Origin of the sequence: Bradyrhizobium sp. JR4.1 (assembly GCF_040548605.1) — a bacterium.
GTDB lineage: Bacteria > Pseudomonadota > Alphaproteobacteria > Rhizobiales > Xanthobacteraceae > Bradyrhizobium > Bradyrhizobium canariense.
Window position 1 is genome coordinate 54,769 of record NZ_JBEPRY010000027.1, and the last position, 18,615, is coordinate 73,383.

Consider the following 18,615-nt stretch of genomic DNA (forward strand, 5'->3'; position numbering starts at 1 on the left):
CTCCCGTCCGTGAAGAGCCCGCTCCGGCGGAATGATGGCAGAGCGCGCCCGGCGCACCATACCGCATGTTGTGACCGCCTCTCTTTAGTCGCAACGGACGATGGTCCCGACCGCTCAGCGCCAACAAAAGAGCGCATTTGCGCGCACCCAGTCAACATTTCGTGAAGGAGCCTGGGGACGACAAAGCGTAGTCTGGTGTGCGGAACCGGAACGTGGGCGGGTGGACTCACACTCGATCGGTCCGGCCGCTTCGGCGGAAGCGGGCAGCATGCGAGGCGTAGGATGTCGCTCGCACGTGTCTTCGCCGGTCCTTGGCCGGCGCAGCACCAACGCAGTCCGCCGTCCGTCCGCGGCGGGCGCGCTGTGGAGTCGCCGGTCGTCGCGAGACTCGGATGGGCCGGAGGGCTGTCCTTCGTCGCATTGATTCTGACGGCGCTGAAAGAAGCGTGGGCCGCCGATCCCGATCTCGCCTTGTTCGACGACGCGTCCATCACCTACAAGGGGTTCGAGCATGGCACCTTCGAACTCATCACGAAGGAGCCGGTGCCGCGCCACATCATCGTCGACGATCCCGGGCAGACGGTCATCCTCAGCAAGACCGGATCGTCCGTCAGCTTCGCGCAGATCGCCAACAACGCGTCACGGATGGAGGACCTGCAGAGCCGGCAGCAGGACGTGCTTGACAACTACTCGAAGGACCATGGGCCGTCCGGATCCGGCACGCCTCCGGGCGAAGCGGTCGATCAGACGCTGCAGCCGATCGATTTCCAGGCGCCGGAGGGGCCCAATCCACAACATGCCCTTCCCGGGCTGGTGGTGCAGGCCAGCTTCGTGCCGGATGGGCCGTTGATCCATTCGCCACCGACACTGACGCTCGGGTCGGGCCCGGTCGAGATCGACACAGTCGCGTTCGATGAGTTCTCGGCGAGCAGCGGCAGCTTCTCGGCCACGAGCTTCGGCTCCGGCACGACCCCGACGTTCGGCATCGCGGGCGCCGCGATCGGCGCTTTCACCGTCGCGGGGGCAAGCTACGACGTCGAGAAGGCCGGCTCCTTCGGAATCCTGTACTTGAACAGCGCGACCGGCGCCTACGCCTACGTACCGAACAACGACGCTATCAACGCGCTGAAGGCGCCGAACGCCGACAGCTTCACGATCACGGCGTCCGACGGCTTTGCCTCGGCAAGCCAAACCTTCACGATCGACATCGCCGGCACCGACGACGCGGCAGCGATAAGCGGCGGGACCGGTGGATCCGTCGCCGCGGTTACAATGGACGCCGCCGCGATTGCGGCGGCGTTCATGGCGCACGACGTCCCGACCGCGACCGGCAAGCTCGCCAACACCGACGTCGACGATCCGACCAACACGTTCACTGCGGTAAGCTCTCCGCATGCTAGCGACAAAGGCTACGGCAGCTTCACGATGACGGCCGACGGGTACTGGACCTACGCGCTGGATCCCGCCAGCGCCGCGGTGCTGGCGCTTACGGCGTGCCAGAACCTGACAGACACCTTCACCGTGACCACGATCGGCGGCACGCCGCAGGTCGTCACGATGACCATCCAGGGCGCCGACGATCCGGCCGTCATCTCTGGGGACACGCATGGTCGCGTGGTCGAAGCGGGCGGAGTCCACAATTCCGCGCAGGGCGTCCCAACCGCGTGCGGCCTTCTGACCGCCACCGACGTCGACGGCCCGTCGAACGCGTTCGATCCCGTCAAATGTCCAGAGTCGAGCGGCCACGGTTACGGCAGCTTCACCATGACCGCGGACGGGCACTGGACCTTCGCGCTCGACAACGGCAATTGCGCTGTGCAGGCGCTGAACGCAGGTCAGTCGCTGATTGACGATTTCACGGTGAGGGCCGCGGACGGTACGGCACAGACGGTGACCGTCACCATCGAGGGCAGCAACGACGCCGCGGTCGTCTGCGGCGATATTTGCGGACGCGTGACCGAGCCAAGCAATTCCTGCGACGACCCCCCACGCGCGAGCGGCACCTTGTCCGACAAAGACGTCGACAATCCCGACGACACCTTCACGGCCACGACATGCCCGCAGGCGAGCGACCACGGCTACGGCAGTTTCACGATGACGACCTGCGGCACGTGGACATACGTGCTCAACTCCGAGAACCCCGAGGTCCAGGCTTTGAGGCCTTGCGACGCGCTGACCGATACCTTCACCGTGACCACGATCGACGGCACGCCGCAGATCGTGACCGTGGTCATTCAGGGCGCCGACGACGAAGGCTTTCACAACCGGGCCGAGCCCGCGTTCCATTTCGAGGCGGGTGCGGAACTGCAGCATGCCAGCTCGACGGCCCCGGCAGTCGCTTCCTCGGTACCCGTCGCCGCGCTCAATCCGGAGCACGATTCCGCCGCGGCCGCATGGCCCCATCCAGCCGATGCGACGCCGGAGAGTTGGCGTTTCGACGAGCAGGAGGCTGCTGGCCAGGGCGGACACCTACCCTTCCAACACGATCTGATCCTCTGAGAGCCGCCGACGCCTTCGTCGCGTCCAGACGGATTGGCGTTTTCCGGAGGCGCTCCCATGGTTGCGCCGATCACATTCACGGACCCGCACAAGGCGCGCTACTTCATGTCCGCTCCCAGGCACCATAATAATGAGTCTTGTAACCTCCAAGGTCATACTCGGAAGGCGACAGGAGCAGCACTTGCAGGATTCGCGATGTCCGTTCCGGGTCAAGGTGCGAAGAACCCGGCCTGAGCAAAACCAGTCCGCTTCCACCCAGATTTTGTTGCAAAAGTCGAAAATCGAACGACCCTGAAAATCTCGCGAAAGTTGATCTTTGAACGTTTCTCCAGCTGCATTGCCCTTCAATGCTGCTGCGGAGATCTGTGATTGATTTTGGACGAAGCGATATGGTCCCTCACGTCACCGCGCGTGAAGCGCATCAGCGGCTCTAAGAATTTTCGTTCACCACCCCAAAAAGACTTTTGCAACAATATCACCCACGAAGCTGACCTCATGAGACGGTTCGCCACTTCGCTGATGGGCCAGCAGCGTTGCATAGGACGCCAGAGGGCGATGCCCCAAGGCCGGTGCTGGGCTGATCTGTGCTAGGCTTCTTCAAAACATGGTTCGTTGGCTTTGGCGGAGGCGATTGTGAGGCGACGTGAGTTCATCGCGCTCCTCGGCGGCGCGGCGGCAATCCGACCACTCGGCGCGCATGCGGAGCGTCCGCCAGAGCGCATCCTCTATTTCACATACTCCGCCGGCTACCGGCATGATGTCATACCGCTTTCCAAGGTAATCCTGACCCAGCTCGGAAGCAATTCGGGTGTCTTTGAAGTCACTGCAACGGAAGACACGTCCGAATTTTCTACCGAAAACCTCGAGCGCTACGCGGCAGTGATGTTCTACACAACCGGAGAACTTCCGATGAGCGAGGCGCAAAAGAGAGCTCTTCTCAACTTTGTGCGCTCGGGTCGCGGGTTCCTCGGCGTTCATTCGGCGACGGACACATTCTACACTTGGCCGGACTATCTCGATCTGGTCGGCGGCTACTTCAATGGTCATCCTTGGCATCAGGCCGTGAAGATCGAGGTGGTTGATCCTGGCGATCCCCTGGTGGCTTTTCTCGGGAATTCGTTGCAAGTCGAGGACGAGATCTACCAAATCAGCGACTTCGACTATCGTGGTTCACGCTTGCTCCTGCGCCTCGACCCAAGCTCGGTGGACCTTGGCAAGACCGGCGTGCATCAACGATTCTATGGCTGGCCTCTCACCTGGACCCGATTCTATGGCGAGGGACGAGTATTTTATTCGGCGCTAGGCCACGAGCCGTCAGTTTGGCAGGACGCCCGCTACCAGCGAATCCTCACGAACGCTATCCTCTGGTCTATGCGAAGGTCGCCCTAGGAGACGCCGCCGCACTTCGCATTTGCGCCACCGCCGGATTCGTCGGGTGGTGTCCGTGCCAGAGGTTCGGACGGTCTTGGTCTGCGACCTTCCGTTCCGGGTCAAAAGCGGCTGGCGAGCCAAGTTCAGCTCGGCGTCCGGTTCACCAGCGATATTGTTGCAAAAGTCGTTTTTCGCCGATGACCAAAATTCCGCGGGCCGTGGGCGCGACTTTCGCGTACAAGATGCGGGGGACCTCACGGCCTCACGCAAAATTCACAGGCGACTTCGGTAACGCGATTGAGGTCATACGAATCAGCGGTCGCTCGCTGCGTAGTGGTTTCGCGAAAAATCTTGAACCCTGCAACTTTCGACTTTTGCAACACAATCCCAGCGATAGCGGACATCACGGCGGCTGAACTGCTCTTCGGCTTAGGGACCAGAACCGGACCTTCGTTGCTGGCTTTCTCGCGGATCACAGGTAACGCACAGTATGCCGTATCGCTATCTCGACCTATCAAGCATCCTGCCGCCGTTCGATGCCCGGAAAGCAACATAGCACGGACGACATGGCAGGCGCCCTGCGCGGCTGCACTTGGGGTGATCCATAGGGCCGAGCTGAACGATCTCTCGTTCATCCACCATACATCCGACACGGCACAATACTTGCTACAGTGCGGGAGGCCGATTAGTGCTTGCGGAGTTGTTCCCAGATGGGACGAAAGGTCCGGGCTTCAAAGAAGCAAAAGCGTGTTACGCCGGACCTACTGATCCTGGCTGCTGAGCTTGAGAGGCTGAAACGAAAGCACGCATCAGCAACCGACCTCGAAAAACTTTGGGACGAAGTGCAAGCACTCCGAGAGCAAGTTAGGAAAGCGGAAATCCAACGCCGGCATTGAACGGGCTACGTCGCGGTCCGATCAATACGTAAGTCATCGATCCGTTTTCCAGACTTCAATAGGTTTGTTACCCAGCGAGGCTGCTTACCGCGTCCGGCCCAAGTCTCCGATCCATTTAGTGGGTTTCGATACTTTGGGAGGACCTTGGGATAGCGCCGTCGGGCGCGAACAGTTTGCCGCGTAAGAGACCCAACCGCGCCGCCGAGCTTAGCCAACCGCTCTTCTAGCGCCTTTTGTTTCGCCGCAAGTTTTCCTGGGAGAATGGCCTCGGTCTGGCGGTAGAGATCCCAAAGCTGGTCGATGGACATCTGCGCCAAGGTGTCCCTAGACGGTTTCATATCTTGCTCCCTTTACGGAGGAAACAGCGGAAAATTAGGTTCCAGCATTGGAACTTTTTTGTGGTTTCTTAGCGCCTGATCCTCGTTGAGAAATTGACCCTTCGGCGACGACCTGCTTGCGTTCCGCGACATTGCTTCAGCAGCGTGGCACTCGTTGCCTACACACAATGGATCGTGATGCCTTGATTTAACACAAGACGATGCCCGCGTTCAGGGCGCGTCGACACGCTGGAGCCCGCAATGGGTCAGGATGCGAAAAACTCAACGTGAGCAAATCTGGTCCGTCATGCCTCGGTGAGCGGACCTCGTGGAGGGGCGCGACTTTGCCGATTGGCCAACACCCAAAACGGCCGCCCTATCCAATCGCTTCTCAGCGCACGCGAGACTTATGTCGAAACATGAGCGAAGGATGCTCAGAGCGGCAGCACATGATTGGTAGTCAAGCCGCACCACGTTGTGGTGTTGCTGCAATCATTCGCCAATTTCGGCGAGCTGTGGCGCAGGACGAAGCACACGCCGCAAAGTGTCTCCTTCCTCCACATGACGCGGCAGGTGAAGGTTTCGGAATGTTCGTCGAACGATAGCGCAAATTCGCTGGCGAATATGTAGTACGGCGTGGAGATGCAGGCTCCCAGGGTGCTGATGTCGCGCACCACGCACGGATGGGTCCCACTCAATCCACCAAACGATAGCCGCGCCGCCCGGTTGATCGGTATCCGCTCCATTGCCCGACGTTCGACCATGGCGAGATTCTCCAAATGAAGAGGTAACTTCCAATCGAGCGATCGCAGCGATCGCGATTGCACCTCTACGTTTTCCGATCCCGCCGAGCCCGGAAAACGGCAATATCTGCACGTTGATCTGCACGGCCCAGGGTAACAAGCAGTATTATTGTCTCATTAAAATTAAACCAGACCGCGTGGTTAATCCGCCGACGTTGGTGCCCACCTTACAAGCAAATGAAACCGCTCAAGGACACGTCTTTTTCCGCGAAAGTGAAGTATTTCACAGCACTTTCACAAACCTGAGCTACTATTAGTTGAACTTAATAGATCATTTTATGTCTCTCGGCCTGACAACGGTGGTTTTTAAATATTCATAATAAGGGGCGTTGATGAGTAGGCGTGGTCAGGGGCACAACCGCATGACGGTTCTGCACGAACGCGTTTGGTTTCTAAGATCTCAGCTGACAGAGCTTCAGAACCTTCGCAGCCGGGTTGAGCAAGCCGAGGAACGAAAAGTCGGCAAACGTTCAAAAGTCACAGGTGTCTCGGCGATGCGTCGCCGATTACGGCGACAGCGGCGTTTTGTTTTCTAGCCGCAAACCGTGGCGACGAACGTGCCGTGGGCTCGCAGCCACGGAAAGCCTTCATCAGAGATCGCTCTGGCCGAAAAAAGCGACCGCGTTGACTTGTTCGGCTTTGGGTCAAAAGCAGGCGGTCGCGGCAAGTGCAGCTCGGCGTCGGTTTACCTTTGTCAGCGGACATCACGCCGCTGAAGCGCTCTTCGGGTTAAGTCATGAACGGACCACCCTTCTCGCTCGGAGACGTAGTCGGACCTCCACTCGGAGAGGTCGCTGTTCTATCCGCGGTTGGTCGGCGGCTAGACCCGTCGGGTGCAACAAATGTTCTTGTTTAGGCGCGGTAGCATCGGCAGTAGTGTGCGTTTGCGCGCCCTGCGTGCGCTCTATCAAAGCTTCATCGAGCAAAATGGCCCGGAAGCGCGTGCGCAACGTCTTCTGCGCGATTGGTTATCTCCACAGCAGCGTGCGCAATATGATGCCGAGGGTTTTTTCGAAGTCACCGGCTCTCACACCGGCCGACGATATCGAATTCATCAGGGCACCATGAGCAATGTTTTGGAGCTTGATGAAGAAAAGCAGCCTAAGATCGGCTGGTGTTTCGTTCCCGAACGGGCTCTGGCTAGGTGGCGACGTGATGCTCGCCCAGAAGATCGCGCTCGAAACCGACGAAGCCGCGGTGCTCGCGCTTGCCCACCGGTTTTCTCCGAGACTGCCCTCTCTGCCCCGAGTAGCGCGGCGCGCTTACTAGGCCTCTCATGGGCGGGGCCACCGCTTGCGACAGCGGCAGCCCCAGCGACGAAGGCGGCGTTTACCTCCGCGGCTACAGGTAGCCTCAACCCGGCGATCGCTTTGTGCAATGTTATCTACCTGTTAGGCCTTACCCGGCGGCTTGCCGGCGTGTTTCGTGACGCGCTTCTGGATATCGGCCATCGTCCTGGCAAACGCTTCGCGCAGCTGCTCTGCGTGAGCTGCGTTCTCCGGTTCACTGAGATATGCAATCTTGATCAGCAGCCTATTCAACGGATAGGTGATGCGTAGATTTTCCGAGTGCCGGGACCGCAAGGCCGTGATCTGCCGGCGCATCTCGGCGAGATCGAGCGTTTCCTGTTTCGATGGCCTCTTCAATATGAACTCGCGCATGGCCAGCAGAGGCCGACGCGCCGAGTATAATGGCGCGAGGGCTTCGCCTGCGTGGACCCGAACGGGACAATGTCCGGTGCGCAAAGCTAACGCTCCAATGCGCCGCCGCAAGCAAAGCCTGAGATTAAGATTGATGTCAGCGCTGCGAGTTAATTCTGGATCTGGTCAGCCCTGATCTGCTCATGATACTTCTGCCGGGCGGCTGAATTCCGTCGGTTGTTGCGAGCGGTACGTAGTGACGATCGCCCGATTCATCCGAGATGACTAAAACTCCGGAATTGCTGGGCCCGTTCTCTTCATCGATTCGGCCATGAGCTCACGTCAGCGCGTTCAGCGTCATTCAGCCTCAGCGCATCTGGCATATTTCTATGCCTCCGTCATCTAGCGCTATCGTCGTCTCAAGGCAGGGATCCGATTGAACAGAAATCTGTTTGGGAAGCAGATTTGCAAAGTCGCTAGCATGCTAGGCAGGAAGCCGTGAGCACGGCTACTATCAAGTCCGACTCCCGTTCCTGCCGCCCGCCGCCCGTTAACCAAGACTATCGAGGCGCCTTAATCTGGACTGATTTGATCAGGACGCTTTGCGACTCCCGCATAGGAGCGTGCCACGTGATCAGGACCGTCGCGCTTGGAGTAGTTTGCCTGGCTGGCCTCGGTGCAATTGCCGCGGCCGCAAAGAAATCACCGCCGCCGCCACCTGCTGAGATCGTTTTCCCAGTCGCAGCCGGCGACAGGACGTCTGCAATCTCAGCTGAGGCGACCCTGCGCACGCTGTTCAGCAAGTAACGACTTGCATCGAGAACGAAACACTGGGTCGCTCACTCTGCCGCCTCAGCGGCCTGGCTCTTAAGCTCGGCAAATTTGGCCGCCATCGTAGGGTTACCCCGGGTCAGCTTCTTGATCGTCACGTCCTGCGCCTTGTCATTCGCGAGGCGCAGGTTGCGGTCAGCCCCGATCAACGCATCCTTAGTCTTCTGCAGGTGATCGATGGACTTATCGATCTCCGTGATCGCGGTGTGGAAGTGCCTGGAAGCGAGATCAGTGTTCTTCAAGAATCCGTTCTTGAACGTCTCCAGCTGGCTTTCGAACTGGGTGATGTCGATATTCTGGGCCTTTACGAGTGCCAGTTCGGTCCGGTACTTTAGGGAATTGAGCGAGGCGTTCCGCAGGAGGGTAATCATCGGCAGGAAGAACTGCGGCCGGATGACGTACATTTTGGGATAGCGGTGGAAGACGTCGACGATGCCGGTATTGTAGAGTTCGTTGTCGGGTTCAAGCAATGAGACCAGGATCGCGTACTCGCAGCCCTTCTCGGTACGATCGCGGTCAAGCTCCTTGAGGAAATCCTCGTTCTTGCTCTTCGTCGCGGTTTTGTCGCTCTCGTTCTTCATCTCGAACATGATCGAGATGAGCTCGGTGCCGGCTTCGTCGGAATCGCGGAAGATGTAATCGCCCTTGCTGCCGGTCCGCGCGTCGTTGTCCTTCTCGAAATAGGCCCGCGGAAACGCCATCGAGCGCACCCGGTTGAACTCGGTCTCGCAGTGCTGTTCGAGGGTCTCGCCGACCATCTTGGTCGAGAGGCGGGCCTTCATATCTTTGAGGCGTTCAATCGCGTCATCCCGATCCTTGATCTGGGTTTCGTATTTGTCCTTGAGCGACTGCTCGGAAAGCTGCTTTTCAAGCTGAATTTGCTTGATGCCGTTTTTCAGCTCATCGCGCTCTTTTTCAATGGTGCCGACGGCTTCGGTCACGGCGAGCTTCTTCTCAAGCTCGACGGCTTGAAGCTTAGCCTTCAGCTCCTGGATTTCTTTTTCCTTGGCGGCTGTGATCTTGTGCTGCTCGCTGGCCAGAAGCGCCTCTGCAAGCTCTGAGGCAGCCTTCTTCTCGCGTTCCGCTTGCGCGAGGGCGTTCGCAAGCCTGTCCCGCTCTTTTTCCACGGCACCGAGCGCTTCGGTGACGGCAAGCTTTTGAGAGATCTCACCCGCCTCCAGCTTGGACTTCAATTCCTGGATTTCGGCATCCTTGGCAGCGGCGGTCTTCTGCAGATCGCCGCCAACCTGGGCTTTGGCCAATTCAACAGCGCCCTGCTTGTCGCGCTCGGCCAACTCCAGCCGTTCGTGCAGTTGCTTGGCGAAATCGGCGTCGCGGACCTGCTTCAGAATCTCGGCATAGCCGGATTCATCAACCTTGAAGGCCTTGGTACAGTGGGGGCAGATGATCTCGTGCATGGTCCTGGTCGCCTGGGGCGCTGCTGTTGTCATTCAAACAAGGCAAGGGGCCGACAGAATCGATCCTGCTCATTGAGAACAAAATTAGAACATGAAGGTTTTGACGGTCAAGTAAAGCGCCGGAATTCCGGGCATTTTCAGCCGGAAATCCACTGGTTTCCCGCTATCGGCAGGCGTGGCCTGCTTATCCATCCAGCCTAAAAACGGCAAATATCGATTTCCTTGCGATGGGCCGTCCTGCGGAGAACAAGGTGGCCTACGTGCTAAGCTATGGCAAATCAGCAAATGCGATTTTGCGCTTTCACGGCGGTGATGGACTAAGGAAAGGAAAACCGATTTTCCCTTCCCTAGGCGAACTGTGTGGGTGCTGCTGAATACGATTCTACGTTTCAGACCGCCGGGTACACGACGACCTGATCGCAGCGCCGGTGTTCGCTTGCGGGATAAACGCCTCCGCCGCGGCCTCAGTCGGTGCTTCGATCGACCAATGCCAATAAATCGGCTATCGGGCTCCATGTAATTGATCCAGGGGGACGTCTCTCGGACGGTAAAGCGACGCATCGAAACCTTCTGAAAGTAAAACCGGCGAATCATCAGATTCAATCGCCGGCCTTTCAAGCGGAATTGTCCCGCGTTGAGAAAATGGCTCGTGGGCTGTTCGATGATCCCACGTTGAGCAAGCGGATCTGCGAGATGCAGAAGCTAAGTGGCACCCTCGCCAAGCTTCAGAGACGTGTTCAGACCGGCCCTGTGTATTCGCCTCTCGCCGGGTAGTCATTTTTGATGATGTAATCGACGGCTTGCACCATCTCGCCGAAATTTGGTCGAACGAACGGCATCGACTGTACTGAAAGATAGTAGATCGTCTGATCGGGTTCGATCAAAAAAACGCCGGGCTCCGAAAATTTCGGCGGCTCCTGTATGTCGATTGAGCTTTTCCCACGCGAGGCCGAGATATAGAGACCCCATTCGCGGGCCGCTCTTAATTCCAAACCATAACCAACTCGCAGGTTCTTCGCCGCGATCTTTTCCGCCATCTGACGCGCCCGCACTTCCCCGTCTGAGCTGATGGCGATCGTTTCGACGCCGCGCTGAGCAAAAGCAGGCGTCAGGCGCTCCAACTCCTTCAGGTAGTTTGCGCAAATGGGGCAGTGCAGACCGCGATAAAAGCAGACGAGAGTCAGGCGCTCTGGTTTTTCCGCAGCAAGATTGAAGCGTCCATGGTCAAGAGTTTCGATGATCAGCTCCGGGGCTTTCTGGCGTGGTACGATCATGGAAATTCCTTCGCGGAGATTCAGTGAATCTGATGGAACGGACGGGCTTACGATCTGGGGCATCGCCATCTGCCTCAGAGGAAGAGTGGATGAACGGCCAGTTCAAGGCCAAGAACTGCGAGGAGAATAAGGAACCAGCGTCGAAAGGTTGCGGCGCTTATGCGCTCGCGGACTATTGTCCCGACCTGCATGCCCAGCAACGCGGGAATGACCGCGAGGGCGGACAAGGTAACATTTCCAAGATGGAAAGCTCCGCCACGAGCCAAGCCCGCTGCAAGTGCAATTGTTGACACTGTGAACGACAGCCCCAGGGCCTGGATAAGATCGTCTTTGGAAAGCCCGAGAGCCTGAAGATAAGGAACGGCGGGAAGCGTGAAAACCCCGGTTCCTCCATTGATCAACCCGGTTGTCAACCCAATGACAGGCGCCAATAGACCCTCGAAGCGCACAGGAACCGACAATGGCTTCGCAGACAAGCCGTGCACCGCATAGACAATAAGGGCGGCGCCCAATCCAACACTTGCGAATACCGTATTGGCGCTCGTCAGAAGCCATGAGCCGGCGAGTGTGCCAACCATGATGCCGAGCATCATCACCCAAAGTCTTTTCATCAGCGCCAGGAAATTCGGCCCCGTAAAGAGCTGCCAAAAATTAGTGACAAAGGATGGAATGACCAGCAGCGAAGCGGCGCTGACTGGCGACATGATCGCACTGAGGACGCCCATAGCCACGGTTGGCAGGCCCATGCCGGCCACCCCCTTGACGAACCCGGCGACGAAAAACGTGAGCGCGATAGCCAGAACATGCGACGAAAGATAATCACTCATTCTGAGCCACTCGGTCTGGGCCGTATTGCGGTTGAAGGCTTCGTGCGGGCCGATGGCATCCGCGCTAATATCGCCTGATGGGATGGTGATAAACCCCGTTCTCGCCGAGACGCCACTCTCCAATCGCTTGTGCTCTCGTCACAAATCGGCAAAAATGGCGTCGCATGGTGTAGAGTACGCGCACCGGCCGAACCTCACAATTGGTCATTTCCGATGGGTGGTTTCGGCAGGGACGAAGGAAAAGAATGCGCTTCGATTTGACGGACATGCGGTTGTTCCTGACCGTGGTGGAGCAAGGCAGCCTCACCAAGGGCTCAGAGACCATGAACTTGGCGCTCGCTTCCGTGAGCGAACGCATTTCCGGAATGGAATCTTCGCTTGGCGCGCAGCTCCTGGAACGAAATAGGCGGGGGGTCACTACGACTGCGGCCGGTAACGCCCTCGTTCGCCATGCCCGCTTGATCCTGGACCAGGTCGAGCAGATGCGTGGAGAACTGCGCACCTATGGCACTGGCCTGAAAGGGCGCATCAGGCTGTTGTCCAACACGGCTGGGTTGGCTGCTTTTCTACCGCATCAACTCGGCCAGTTCTTGGTGGCCTATGGAGATCTTTCTATCGACCTCCATGAACGGCCAAGCACTGAGATTGCACTGGCCATCGCGGAAGGTCGTGCTGATTTGGGAGTTGTGGCCGACATCGCAGATTTGACAGCATTGCAAACTCGCCTAATCGCTCAAGACCAACTCGTCGTTGTGACGAGTGAAACTCATCGCATCAGCGATCAACGATCGATAGCCTTTGCGGAAATCGTTGGTGAGCCGTTCGTCGGCTTGTCCGATGCGGCGCTGGAAGCTCATTTAGGAGAGCGCGCAGCCCGTCTAGGTCGTCAGATTTACTATCGCATTCAACTCAGGCGGATCGAGAACATCGCGATGATGGTTGAATCAGGTGTAGGGATCGCAATCTTATCGGAGGCGTCAGCAAAAGATTTGAGGCATCCTGGTTTGGCGATAGTACCGCTGCAAGAACCATGGGCGCTTAGGAAACTTTATCTTTGCGCGCGTGATTTCTCTGCGCTCACGCCGCACGCCGGCTTGCTCGCGCAAAAGCTTATGGAGCCGGAGCGATTATAAACTAACCAAACTTATGCGTGTTTATCAACAATCTAGAGGCGCTAGGCAGTCTATGCCATGAAAAATGCCATGCTCCACGACTTTCCTGCGCGATTCTTCGCTTCGTCGGTCACGCAGCGCCTCGTGCGGCCAGCGCGAAAAGATACCATCACCGCTTATCGCACGCGGCCTACGGACCCGTCGTGCTTGTTGCTTCTCGCCCTTATTTCAAGATCAGCCCTCTTGCGTTTGATAAGACGCTATCGAATGAGTGCGCTTCGCTGCGGCGGTGTGGAAGGCACACAGCCAGCAAAGATCCGAGATGGTGACGAGAAGACAACGGCGTCATGGCTCGATGCGCCAAACCCATCCACCAGCTGGTATCGAGTCCGCCCGTTCAGGTCCAGCGATTCGATCACAGCCAGGCGACTCTTCGAAAGCCTATGCGCGCCCGCTTTCGCGGGCGACATTGTTGCAGCTTTGACTCCGGCGGACGTCACGAGCGATCGCGGATGATCGTTTTCCCCGCGCGCCGCTCAGTCGAATTGAACGTGGCGACCGCGTCGCCAAGGATGAGACGTTGCCGATATTTGTCTGCAGTCTTTCATCCCGCACTCGCTGAACGATCTCGGTCAGTTGGGCACGATCAGCCTCGACGACGAAGTCGATTGCCAAGCCGTCGGCAGGTCGAATATCCGTCGGTCCGACGAAGTCACAAGCGTGCCGCCTGCACGGATTAGCGCTGCCGACCGCTTCTGCATATCCCCGCCAATGACGTCAACACGAGATTCGACACCGCCGACGTCCTCCTGGGTGTCATTCACAAGATCGACGAATTCATTTGCACCGAAGTAGAGAGCCTTCTGGCGGCGGCGGCGCGTCCAGTGCCGATGACATAGGCACCGCCTCTCGGGCAAGCTGCGTCACCATCGAACCGACGGCACCGGCCGCGCCGTGCGCAAGCACGCTCTGCCCGCTGTTAGTCATCGAATTGTTTCCTCAAGTTATATTGCAGGCGCGGAGGTCATCTTCGATCTCTCACTCAATTAGTCGCCAGCCCGATGCCTTCCGCGACGAGCTTGATGTCGAATTGCTGTGTGATATCGGCGAGACCGCCGCTCGCGTTCCTAGCAGCCATCGCGCGGCGAACTAGCATTTTCGTGAACTTCACCCGCGCGACGGTGGCGGGCGCTTCATAGCCAAAAGCTCCGTCACATCATGCAGATCATTTTCCGACGAGATGGCAATCGTCAGCCATTTCCCGTCTATGTATGTTGTGGCTTCATCGTAGAGCTTGACCAATTGCGGTCGCCAGACATAACGCCGCTCCTCAAACTTCTCTCGTTCTGCTCCGCCCATGACCACCACGGCCGAAACCCGCTTGTATTCCGGCAGCAAGGTGCAGAACGCCTTGGTCTTCTTGTAGCGCAGGGACCAACCGCGGTTCTTGCCCCCGTAGAGCCAGTCCGGCGCGAAAACTCCAGGGTAGAATTCGTCGATCCAGTTCCGCAGCTCGGCCCAATGCTCGAACGCATCTGGTCCGATCCATTCGCGGACGGTGCCGTCATCGGGTGGTGCTGATTTGTCGGTGATCCTGTCGCCGATTTGGGGAATTGTCTCGCCAGCGGCTGTTGTCGTACCTGTACGTAACATCATCAAAAGACCTCGTGTTGATAGTCCGGCGGAGGCTGGAGGATTATGATGCGGGCGTGCCATGAACTTGCGGCGCGCCATCAGAATGCTGCTAGCGCGACGCTCCCAAGAGCAGGGCGTCTTGCATTGCGATACGGTCTACCGATGTCTGAGAGCACGGCAGGGCAACCATGGAGGGGTCGAAGTTCTCGTATGACCGTCAGATCGATCTCTGCCAGGGCCTTCTCTCTCGCGAATGTGGCCTGCTCCCGGTCAATGAACCCGGTGGCTTGTACCGAGAGAAATTGCAGGGCTTTTAGCCCAATGGAGCCAAATGCCAGAGACAGATATGGCGTGAGAAAATCGGGTTGGTTTGCTCGGTCCCCGGAAAAGACGCCACCGGAAGCGACGCCGATAAACACCGGACGGTCCCGGAGCATTCCGACCTTCCCGGCGGGCGTCGACATCATCGTGCGATCGACGCGCAAGATTTGATCGATCCACGCTTTGAGAACCGAGGGAATAGTGAAGTTGTGCATGAGCGTTCCGATGACAATCACATCGGCCGCTTCGACTTCCTGAATAAGCGCTTCGGAAACATCCAGAGCGCCCTTCGATGGGGCCGCCAAGGTGGCCGGCGACGACAGTGCGACCGCGTAATCAGCCATGGCGTGAGGCAAGGGTTCAGTCCCTAAATCACGCCGAGTGATGCCCGCCCCGGGCGCAACCTCGAGAAGCCTTTCGACGATCGCCGCTGAAAGCTGGCGGCTATGCGATTCCAGGCGCGGACTGACATCAATATGGAGGATTTTCATGTGATTGTTCCAATAGCATCACGAGGGTGGGCCAGGACCGAGCTCAGATCGAGCCGGCCGGCGTAACGGCGGGAAAGTCCTTCTCGTGATCGAACACGTTGTTGAAGAAGTTCGTCAGCGAGTACATGGCCACAAGCGCGACGATCTCGATGATGTTCGCATCGGTGTAGCCAGCGTCGCGGACGGCTTTCAGATCAGCGTCGTGGACGTGGCCGCGGGTCTGAATGACTTTGCGTGCGAACTGGACGGCAGCGTCCCGCTTCCGATCGTTGGCGTGACCCCTTCGGGCCAGAATGATGTCATCGGCCTCCAGCTTGGCCATATGTTCGGCTGTAAAGCTGTGAACGGTCAGGCAGTAGTTGCAGCCGTTCACTTCGGAAACGGCGAGCCCGATGCTGTCTCGCGTCTTTACGTCGAGCACTTTGCTCAGGGATCCGAGCAGGGTTGCCCAGGAGTTGAACGCGATCGGACTCTGCGCGAAGGCAGCCATCATATTTGGGGTGAACCCGATGTTCTTAGTGAACGCGTCGAGAGTCGGTTTCGATTCAGGCGGCACCTGTTCCGGCTTCAGAGCGGCAATTCTTGACATCATTGTCTCCATAAGATCTCGAGTTGATTATTGATTATGCAAAGTCCAAGACATCAACCATGGGCAAGCGGGGCTTCTGCGGCCAGTTGCCAGCTCGCTCCGGCCCAACGGTCAACAGCATGACCGGCACTTCGTCTTCGGCCAGGCCGAACTCGCGGTGCACCGCATCGGAGTCGAAACCGATCATCGGCGTTGAACCCAGGCCCAGCGAACGGGCCGCGTAGATGATTGCCGCGCTGCCAAAGGTCGCGGAGCGCACGGCTTCGTCGCGCTGGCGCTGCGGCTGATCGTCATACAGACCGCGAGCTGGGATTTCCCACTCCGGCACCAGGTGCGCCGGCATGATGCCGGCTTCCACCACGGGCGCCAGACGGTCGGGGACGGTGCTGGCATCGGCCAGCCTACCGATGATGATGAAGGTCACAGCCGCGTCGGTGATCGCGGGCTGATTCCAGGCGATCGGACGCAGCCGTGCCTTGGCTTCTGACGAGCGTACGGCGATGAAGCGCCAGTTCTGCAGGTGGAAGGAGGTCGGCGCGGACGTGCCGATACGCACCAGGTCGCGGATCTGGTCGTCGCTCAGCGTGGCGGTAGGTTCGTAGTACTTGGCGGCACTGCGGCTCAGGATCGTTTCGATGACGGCGTTCGTCATGAAAGCGTTTTCGTTCTTCCCGATCTTCCCGATGGTCTCGGCGGCTACGCCGGTAGCGGGTCCGGTGATGGCAAGGCTGATGCAGTTCATTGGATGGCTCCCTCGTCAAGTGATTACGGAGCCGAATTTACAGGGATGAGTGATAATTTCGAGGCTTGATTGGCTCAAGATGATGCGCGAAAGGATCAAACTGCGCCTTCTGGATCCCAGGCCGCCCCGCGTTACTCGCCCTTGTGCGCCAGTCGGCGCCACTCCCCCGGCGTCATCCTCATCCTTTCGGCGAAGACATGCCGGAATGCCGAAACGGATTGATACCCAACGGTCTCGGCCACCGCCTCAGTGCTGATCCCCGGCTTCTTCAACTCGTTGGCGGCCAGACTCATGCGGAGATCGGTCAACAAATCGAGGGCGGAGCGACCCAGCTTGTCCTGGAACTGGCGCATGAACGTAGCGCGCGACATCCCGCACAAATCGGCCAGATCGGGCAGTTTCCAAGGCCGCGCTGGATCCGCAAACATCGCCGCAACGGCTGGAGCCAGTCGCGGATTGCCAGCCACGGCCAACAAGCCCTCGGCCGATTTTCCGGATTCGCTCGCGGCGCGCAGGACGAGAGTGAATAGGACCGAAGAGAGCGCGTTGAGAATGGCGCGCCCTCCCGCCCTGTTACCAGCGGACTCCATTCGCATCAGCCCGACAAGTCCGGCAAGTTGGTTGGATGCGGACCCGATGCCCTCTTCTCCATCGCTGTCCACAGCCCGTGTCACCACATTAGCGGGCAGGTAGTTGCGGATCAGTCGATCATGGGGTGGCGCGACGAAAAACCGTCCGCACAGCAGATCCAGTTGCTCACCCCGCCCATCGTTCTCGCTCAACATCCATCCGGCAGAGCTCCGGCTCTCGTGAGTACGGACCGGCGTTTGGCCGCTGCCGTCGTGCAGCACATGCGCAGCACCATGAGGGAGCAGCACGATATCCCCGTTCACTAGCTCCCACGCTGTTCTCGACTCCGGATCCTCGAGAATGGCCCGGCCCCCGACAATAACGTGATAGGGGATCTCATTCGGCGCGGCCCTGGCCCAGGTAACACGCCATGGCGCGCCGTACGCGCAACGGACTTCGAGCTGGCCGGTAACGGTCACGATTTGTAGGAGATGGCTAAGCCAGTCCACTTCAGACATTGGACCTCGAAAACTGGAGATAGTGAAACAGCTTATCGTAACTGTGCATTAGTTCCAGCTCTCCATGCCTTGGCGGTTGGCGCGATCGGCACAATGACGCTGGCCATCATGACCCGCGCCTCGCTGGGGCACACGGGGCGACCGCTTATTGCCGAATTGGGGACGCAGGCAAGGGCGCGCAGTCGGCCTCGGTGAGAGCCTGAGATTTGGAAGGACGATGCGGTGCTCGCAAGCCGGGGGCCTTGATTGTCGTCCGCCGACATCGACCCACAATTGCAAATCAAGATCGATGCGAAAAGGAACAGACCAATGACCACCGAAGACATCCCGTTGCGGGTCTCCTACACCGAATCCTTCGTCCGCGCCGAGAGGCAACGACAGGTCTCGCGCGTGGAGGTCTGGAGCGATTCCAAGTCGCAGTCGCCGTGGTCGATCGTTTCGGCGTGACGCAAGTGATGCTGCGTGATCGCTTTGCAGGTCCTCACACGCCGCCAACGGCGGCAGGAAAGGCTTGGACGGCCGCGTCGTTCAGGACCAGCACGACTGAGCTCAATGCGATCAGTCAACCCGGCATGATGCAGGCGGGCATTCGCCACCTTCCTGGAGTAGTCATCATAGGGGGAGGACTAGTGGTCGAAGCGACTCGTTCGCTGGTCGCAGCGGTAGGTGTCTCCGGAGCTCCGGGTGGCGATGCCGACGAAGCATGCGCGAGGGATGGCATCGACGCGATTCGCGACAGGCTGGAGTTCTGACCTGAGCGG

General features: G+C 58.7%; 17 protein-coding genes and 2 pseudogenes. 6 read left to right on the forward strand and 13 right to left on the reverse strand.

What is annotated here, in order from left to right; genetic code table 11:
* The first annotated feature begins 282 nt into the window (after positions 1-282).
* On the forward strand, positions 283-2,499 hold the full coding sequence (locus ABIB90_RS34805) for a VCBS domain-containing protein (RefSeq protein ID WP_354202334.1): 2,217 nt from the start codon (positions 283-285) through the stop codon (positions 2,497-2,499).
* 633 nt (positions 2,500-3,132) lie between these two features.
* Entirely contained in the window at positions 3,133-3,888 is a 756-nt protein-coding gene (locus tag ABIB90_RS34810; protein WP_354202335.1) for a ThuA domain-containing protein, read from the forward strand.
* 236 nt (positions 3,889-4,124) lie between these two features.
* Here the strand turns inward: ABIB90_RS34810 and ABIB90_RS34815 are convergent, their stop codons facing one another.
* The 3 genes from ABIB90_RS34815 to ABIB90_RS34825 all read right to left on the reverse strand — a co-directional run bounded on the left by ABIB90_RS34815 (position 4,125) and on the right by ABIB90_RS34825 (position 5,847).
* On the reverse strand, positions 4,125-4,505 hold the full coding sequence (locus tag ABIB90_RS34815; RefSeq protein WP_354202336.1) for a hypothetical protein: 381 nt from the start codon (positions 4,503-4,505) through the stop codon (positions 4,125-4,127).
* A gap of 266 nt (positions 4,506-4,771) precedes the next feature.
* A complete protein-coding gene (locus ABIB90_RS34820; protein ID WP_009859190.1) occupies positions 4,772-5,104 on the reverse strand; it encodes an H-NS histone family protein in 333 nt (110 codons plus the stop codon).
* A gap of 413 nt (positions 5,105-5,517) precedes the next feature.
* Entirely contained in the window at positions 5,518-5,847 is a 330-nt protein-coding gene (locus tag ABIB90_RS34825) for a PilZ domain-containing protein (RefSeq protein WP_354202337.1), read from the reverse strand.
* Between the two features lie 1,125 nt (positions 5,848-6,972).
* Here ABIB90_RS34825 and ABIB90_RS34830 point away from each other — a divergent pair.
* Positions 6,973-7,155: a hypothetical protein gene (locus ABIB90_RS34830; protein ID WP_354202338.1), complete on the forward strand. Its 183-nt coding sequence runs from the start codon at positions 6,973-6,975 to the stop codon at positions 7,153-7,155.
* Positions 7,156-7,277: 122 nt separating this feature from the next.
* Here ABIB90_RS34830 and ABIB90_RS34835 read toward each other — a convergent pair whose 3' ends face one another.
* The 4 genes from ABIB90_RS34835 to ABIB90_RS34850 form a co-directional block, all read right to left on the reverse strand.
* Positions 7,278-7,532: a hypothetical protein gene (locus ABIB90_RS34835; protein WP_354202339.1), complete on the reverse strand. Its 255-nt coding sequence runs from the start codon at positions 7,530-7,532 to the stop codon at positions 7,278-7,280.
* An 833-nt stretch (positions 7,533-8,365) separates the two neighbouring features.
* The gene (locus ABIB90_RS34840; protein ID WP_354202340.1) at positions 8,366-9,775 is read right to left on the reverse strand and encodes a DUF2130 domain-containing protein; all 1,410 of its coding nucleotides are present in this window, start codon (positions 9,773-9,775) and stop codon (positions 8,366-8,368) included.
* Between the two features lie 737 nt (positions 9,776-10,512).
* Positions 10,513-11,049: a peroxiredoxin-like family protein gene (locus ABIB90_RS34845; RefSeq protein ID WP_009859186.1), complete on the reverse strand. Its 537-nt coding sequence runs from the start codon at positions 11,047-11,049 to the stop codon at positions 10,513-10,515.
* A 74-nt stretch (positions 11,050-11,123) separates the two neighbouring features.
* Entirely contained in the window at positions 11,124-11,876 is a 753-nt protein-coding gene (locus tag ABIB90_RS34850) for a sulfite exporter TauE/SafE family protein (RefSeq protein ID WP_354202378.1), read from the reverse strand.
* Positions 11,877-12,121: 245 nt separating this feature from the next.
* On the opposite strand from ABIB90_RS34850, the gene ABIB90_RS34855 reads away from it, so the two are divergent.
* Positions 12,122-13,009 carry a LysR family transcriptional regulator gene (locus ABIB90_RS34855; protein ID WP_009859184.1) on the forward strand — a complete coding sequence of 296 codons (888 nt, stop codon included), beginning with the start codon at positions 12,122-12,124 and terminating at the stop codon, positions 13,007-13,009.
* 475 nt (positions 13,010-13,484) lie between these two features.
* On the opposite strand, the pseudogene ABIB90_RS34860 reads toward ABIB90_RS34855, so the two are convergent.
* The 6 genes and pseudogenes from ABIB90_RS34860 to ABIB90_RS34885 all read right to left on the reverse strand — a co-directional run.
* Positions 13,485-13,966, reverse strand: a pseudogene (locus ABIB90_RS34860) (zinc-binding dehydrogenase); the annotation flags it as partial.
* Between the two features lie 189 nt (positions 13,967-14,155).
* A complete protein-coding gene (locus tag ABIB90_RS34865) occupies positions 14,156-14,644 on the reverse strand; it encodes a DUF3788 domain-containing protein (RefSeq protein ID WP_354202379.1) in 489 nt (162 codons plus the stop codon).
* Positions 14,645-14,721: 77 nt separating this feature from the next.
* Positions 14,722-15,435: an FMN-dependent NADH-azoreductase gene (locus ABIB90_RS34870; RefSeq protein WP_354202341.1), complete on the reverse strand. Its 714-nt coding sequence runs from the start codon at positions 15,433-15,435 to the stop codon at positions 14,722-14,724.
* A gap of 43 nt (positions 15,436-15,478) precedes the next feature.
* Complete coding sequence (locus ABIB90_RS34875; RefSeq protein WP_354202343.1) at positions 15,479-16,024, reverse strand: carboxymuconolactone decarboxylase family protein; 546 nt, start codon at positions 16,022-16,024, stop codon at positions 15,479-15,481.
* Between the two features lie 34 nt (positions 16,025-16,058).
* A complete protein-coding gene (locus ABIB90_RS34880) occupies positions 16,059-16,676 on the reverse strand; it encodes a nitroreductase family protein (protein WP_354202380.1) in 618 nt (205 codons plus the stop codon).
* A 221-nt stretch (positions 16,677-16,897) separates the two neighbouring features.
* Positions 16,898-17,854 carry an AraC family transcriptional regulator gene (locus ABIB90_RS34885; RefSeq protein ID WP_354202344.1) on the reverse strand — a complete coding sequence of 319 codons (957 nt, stop codon included), beginning with the start codon at positions 17,852-17,854 and terminating at the stop codon, positions 16,898-16,900.
* Between the two features lie 57 nt (positions 17,855-17,911).
* Between ABIB90_RS34885 and ABIB90_RS34890 the strand changes: the two are divergent.
* Positions 17,912-18,022 (forward strand): annotated as a pseudogene (locus ABIB90_RS34890) (NnrS family protein); the annotation flags it as partial.
* A 182-nt stretch (positions 18,023-18,204) separates the two neighbouring features.
* Positions 18,205-18,606: a GlcG/HbpS family heme-binding protein gene (locus ABIB90_RS34900; protein WP_502918254.1), complete on the forward strand. Its 402-nt coding sequence runs from the start codon at positions 18,205-18,207 to the stop codon at positions 18,604-18,606.
* Positions 18,607-18,615: the final 9 nt, after the last annotated feature.